Origin of the sequence: Bradyrhizobium sp. INPA03-11B (genome assembly GCF_040446015.1) — a bacterium.
GTDB lineage: Bacteria > Pseudomonadota > Alphaproteobacteria > Rhizobiales > Xanthobacteraceae > Bradyrhizobium > Bradyrhizobium macuxiense_A.
The window spans coordinates 1-3,530 of record NZ_JASGSR010000241.1 but is presented as its reverse complement, the minus strand read 5'-3'; the positions used below and the strand labels follow the sequence as shown (position 1 = coordinate 3,530).

Sequence of the window (3,530 nt, the reverse complement as noted above, 5' to 3'; positions counted from 1 at the left end):
GGCGTCAAGGATGCCGACGAAACGAACGGCAATCACGACGACGAATAGCCCACGCCGTCCCGGCATTTATCCCAGAGAGAGTTCATTTAGATGATCAGAGCCATCATCGCGGCTGTGCTGTCCTGCGCAGCCGCCACGCAGTCCTGCGCGGAGACTTGCATTGCCTCATGGTATGGCCGCGAGAGCGGTCCGCGCACCGCCTCGGGCGAGCGCTTCCACCCCGACGGCATCAGCTGCGCGCACAAGACGCGGCCATTCGGCCAGGTCGTGACCGTCACGCATCTCGGCAATGGCCGCACGGTGCGCTGCCGGATCAACGACCGTGGGCCCTTCATCAAGGGGCGCTGCATCGACCTGTCGGCGGGCGCTGCCCGCGCGATCGGCATGAACGGAACTGCACAAGTGAGGGTCGAATGAACGAGATCGAAAAGCTCGTCGTCGTTTTCATCATCATCGCCGTGCTGCTGCTGTTTGCCTGGGCGGTCGAGGAGATCCGCGCCAGCAGCGTGTCGAGTGCCGGCCGGCGGCTCGTCGCGATCGTACTATGCTCTGCGACGCTGCTGCTTGCGCTCGGCCTGCAGCTCGCGCGAAGCCGCGATCTCGACGGCCGCTATGCGGCCTCGCCGCTGAAACAGTGGTTCGATCAGCTCAGGAGCGGCAAGGGACCATGCTGCTCGGATGCCGACGGCACCGCGCTCTCTGACGTCGACTGGGAAGCGAAGGACGGTCGCTATCGTGTGCGGATCGAAGGTCAATGGTGGAACGTGCCGGACGAGGCCGTCATCACCGAGCCGAACCGCGCGGGCCACACCATGGTGTGGCCGATCTACAACCGCGCGCTCGGCGGCGTGCTGTCGATCGACATCCGCTGCTTCATGCCCGGGAGCATGACGTGATGACGCCGATCAAGGTCTTCTTCCTCGAGCCGACCGATCGCGAGCGCCGTTGGTTGCGGCGGTTCTCGTTCTCGGACAAGCGGCAATGCCCGAAACAGAGCTATGGCTGCCATGCGATGTTCGAGATCGGCGAGGCCGACATTCTCTACACGGCCGATGGCTACATCGACGCGACCGGCCGGCTGATGCCGCCGAAAGCTGACCCGCGCTGGCCCAAGGCCTGCGCGGCGTGCGGCCGCGCATTCGACGACGGCGACGAGTGGCAGTTGTTCTCGCGGCAGATCTATGTGCGCGCAAGCGACGGTTTCCGCTGCACGTTGGAAGACGCTCCGCCGGGTGCCTGCTGGAACGCATGGTGGATCGCCGATCGGCGCAGCGAAGAGCAGATTGGTTGCGCCTGGATGGTCGGGCCCGACGGCCGATCTCTCGTCGTCAAGTGTCCGGACGGCCATCAGTGGATGGTCGACGCACGCGCCTCGAACTGCACCAAGCCGGACGACGATAAGCACCATTGCTGGGTCCGGCATGGGCGTCCGGAAGACGGCACGCTGCATGTCGACAAGGCAGGAAACACCTGTGCCGCCGGCGCCGGATCGATCCAGACCGGCAAGTGGCACGGCTTCCTGCGTAACGGCTATCTGGTCGAGTAGCGTACCGCGTACCTCCAGGGGCCCGCGTCGCCATGCCCGGCGGCGCGGGCTTTTTTTTGTAAAGCGTCGGAGTAGCGCGGGCTTCAAGTCGTCGGCCTTAGGGTCACGGCAGCGACACAAAGACCGGCGATGGTTGCGGCATGGGGCCCTTGATCATGGGGAAATCATGCCGCCAAACAGCCCAGTTGTCGCCGATCTGGCGCCGTCAGATCCCGAGCTGACCGCGTACGATGAAGAGTGCGTGGTAACCTACCTGCGCCTGCTCGATGCCGATGCGGACGGCGCCGACTGGCGCGAGGTGTCGCGGATCGTCTTGGAAATTGATCCTGACCGTGAGCCCGAGCGCGCCCGCCGCGCGTTCGAAAGTCATCTTGCGCGGGCGAGGTGGGTCGCACGCCACGGCTATCGCCAGCTGCTGCGACGGGGCTGGCCGTCGCATAGCGCATAGGGGAACTTCCGGATCCGGCTCTATTTTGTCGAGGACTTGACCTTCGCAATCACGCGCCGGGCCTCCTCAAGAACCTTGTGGATTGCGTCGACGTCGTAACTGTCGAGCGCGACTTTGAGCATCGTGTCGATGTGCTTTAGCGCTTCATTTTTGCTCATGGCGCTCCCCCAACTGGCCAGTCCTATATAGGACAGAACGCGTCGAGAACAAATTCCACGGGTTTTCCACGCACGTCCCCGCGCGGTTCGTGCATCGTTCTGCGCGATAGCGCCATCACCGCCAAAAAAAGATCAAGAAAATCAACGTTTCGACCGCCCAAAATGGTTGCGGCCAGGCTTTGGGGGAAGCCTGGCCGCGCGCGAACCGGTCTGGGACGGGGAGGGGTGGGGATGTGACCGGGTCGCGAACTCGATTCCTTGTTGCCGCTCAGCGCGAGCTTGCGGTTGAAATTGCGGGGCGGCTGTCACCGAGCGAGACCCACACATTGGGATCGCTCTGCGATTGCCGCTTGACGAAGCGGTAGCCGGTCTCGGTCCAGGCGACGATGCTCTCGTTCTGGTTATCGAGCACGAACTCGCCCTTGTCGGTCTTCACCGTCAGCACCGCGTGGCCTTCGCCCTTCTTGTCGCGAACCACCGTGATCAACAGCGCCGAGCGCGGCCAGCCGGCATCCATCAGCATCTTGCGCTTCAGGAGCACGTAGTCCTCGCAGTCGCCGTAGCCGTCGGTCGGCAACGACCATTTCTCGATCACGCCCCAATGATCCATGTCGGTCATCGGCTTGATGGATTCGTTGACCCACTTGTTGACCCGCACGAGGTCGCGCCAAGCGGTCTGCGACATCACGATGTCGCGTGCTTGCGTCGCGCCGCCGCGGCATTCGGCCGGATTGTCGGCGCAGAATTCGACCCAGCCGATCGGCGAACGCGCAACGTCACCCAGGCTGGCGTAGACCACGTCGCCGGCCTTGGCCGACACGCACGTCGCAAACAGAATGGCGGCAACCGCCAAAACTTTCCCCTGTCCCCTGAACCCAAACATCGTGGCCCCCGTTCTTCTTGTTGGGACCACGTTTCGCACAAAGCTTTTGCGCCGCCGCTAAGTACGCAAAGTAGATTTGACGCGAATACTGGTAAAAGCTGCGGCGAATTCGATCTGTACTTGAATCGAATTCGCGTAAAATTTGAAACAACTGCAATTGATTCAAATTTTATGCATTAACGCGGCAAGCGTTGTGCCAGCGCGGTTTGTTGCGCCAAACGGCGCGGCCGTTAACCGCCGATCGTGCCGGGCCAAACGTGGCGAAGGCGGCCACCGGTGCACCGGAGGCCGCCTTCGCAGGCTGAAAACGGGGGTCTTGGGCGGTTTTTCGCTTTACCTCGCGGTAACGCTCTCTTCGAGGGTTTCCGCGGACTGCTCGTGGACGAACTCGAGCGCGAAGCCTTCCTCGAGGTTTCGCACCACGCGGGCCTGCACCCGGCCGAGCATCACCAGCGATTTCAGCGGCGGGCGGTTCTCGGCGGCAATAGCCGCACC

General features: G+C 63.1%; 6 protein-coding genes and 1 pseudogene. 4 read left to right on the top strand and 3 right to left on the bottom strand.

The window, feature by feature from the left end; translation table 11 throughout:
• Positions 1-90 precede the first annotated feature (90 nt).
• The 4 genes from QMZ05_RS40540 to QMZ05_RS40525 all read left to right on the top strand — a co-directional run bounded on the left by QMZ05_RS40540 (position 91) and on the right by QMZ05_RS40525 (position 1,994).
• A complete protein-coding gene (locus QMZ05_RS40540) occupies positions 91-417 on the top strand; it encodes a septal ring lytic transglycosylase RlpA family protein (protein WP_353705847.1) in 327 nt (108 codons plus the stop codon).
• Positions 414-896, top strand: coding sequence for a hypothetical protein (locus QMZ05_RS40535; RefSeq protein WP_353705846.1), 483 nt, complete (start codon positions 414-416; stop codon positions 894-896). Before QMZ05_RS40540 ends, QMZ05_RS40535 begins: the two co-directional genes overlap by 4 nt.
• Complete coding sequence (locus QMZ05_RS40530; protein ID WP_353705845.1) at positions 893-1,546, top strand: hypothetical protein; 654 nt, start codon at positions 893-895, stop codon at positions 1,544-1,546. The genes QMZ05_RS40535 and QMZ05_RS40530 overlap by 4 nt, the downstream gene beginning before the upstream one ends.
• Before the next feature lie 166 nt (positions 1,547-1,712).
• Positions 1,713-1,994 (top strand): DUF2285 domain-containing protein, encoded by a 282-nt coding sequence (locus QMZ05_RS40525; RefSeq protein ID WP_353705844.1) that lies wholly within the window; start codon positions 1,713-1,715, stop codon positions 1,992-1,994.
• Positions 1,995-2,014: 20 nt separating this feature from the next.
• On the opposite strand, the gene QMZ05_RS40520 is transcribed toward QMZ05_RS40525, so the two are convergent.
• The 3 genes and pseudogenes from QMZ05_RS40520 to QMZ05_RS40510 form a co-directional block, all read right to left on the bottom strand.
• The gene (locus QMZ05_RS40520) at positions 2,015-2,152 is read right to left on the bottom strand and encodes a hypothetical protein (protein WP_353705843.1); all 138 of its coding nucleotides are present in this window, start codon (positions 2,150-2,152) and stop codon (positions 2,015-2,017) included.
• Positions 2,153-2,420: 268 nt separating this feature from the next.
• Positions 2,421-3,035 (bottom strand): transglutaminase-like cysteine peptidase, encoded by a 615-nt coding sequence (locus QMZ05_RS40515; protein WP_353705842.1) that lies wholly within the window; start codon positions 3,033-3,035, stop codon positions 2,421-2,423.
• Positions 3,036-3,368: 333 nt separating this feature from the next.
• A pseudogene (locus tag QMZ05_RS40510) lies at positions 3,369-3,530 on the bottom strand (PilZ domain-containing protein); the annotation flags it as partial.